This window comes from Methylobacterium sp. WL6 (assembly GCF_008040095.1).
Lineage (GTDB): Bacteria > Pseudomonadota > Alphaproteobacteria > Rhizobiales > Beijerinckiaceae > Methylobacterium.
Map to the genome: position 1 here is coordinate 1 of NZ_VRVH01000646.1, position 703 is coordinate 703.

The 703-nt window shown below is 76.7% G+C and carries 1 pseudogene; it reads left to right on the forward strand.

What is annotated here, in order from left to right:
- A pseudogene (locus tag FV230_RS28980) lies at positions 1–703 on the forward strand (serine protease); the annotation flags it as partial.

Consider the following 703-nt stretch of genomic DNA (forward strand, 5'->3'; position numbering starts at 1 on the left):
CGCCGAAACCGCAGCCGCCGCGCCCGCCCGCCGCCGCGCCGGACCCGGCCTTCGAGGCGATGCGGGCCGGGTTCGAGGCCCTGCCGGAAGCCGAGCGCAAGGCGCTGCAGGACGCGCTGGTCTGGACCGGCGACTACAACAGCGTCGTCAACGGCGCCTTCGGCCGGCGGACCTTCGAGGCGCTGAGCGCCGCCCGCGCCCGCACCGACGCCGGCGACCCCCTCGATCCGCGCAGCCGCGCCGCGATCCTGGCGGCGGGCGAGGCGGCGCGGAAGGCCGTGCGCTTCACCGTGCAGGCCGATCCCGCCAGCGGCGCGGTGCTCGGCGTGCCCGAGCGGATGCTGCCCAAGCGCAGCGCGGTCCCCGGCGGAACCCGCTGGCAGAGCGCCGACGGGCGCCTGACCCTGGAGAGCCGGTCGTTTCCCGCCGGCGGCACCGACCTCGACGCGCTGTTCACCCGCGCGACCGCGCCGCTCGCCGACCGCAAGGTGACGTACAAGCTCAAGCGGCCGGACTTCATCGTCGTCACCGGCGAGACCGCCTCGGGGCGCTCGTACGTGCGCTACGCCGCCGGGCCGGAGGGCATCCGCGGCTTCGCCATCGGCTACGAGGCGGCGCAGGCGGGCGAGATCGACCGCCTCGTCATCGCCATCGCCAACAGCTTCGTGCCGTTTCCCGGGACGCCGGGCGAGGCGCCCCGGAG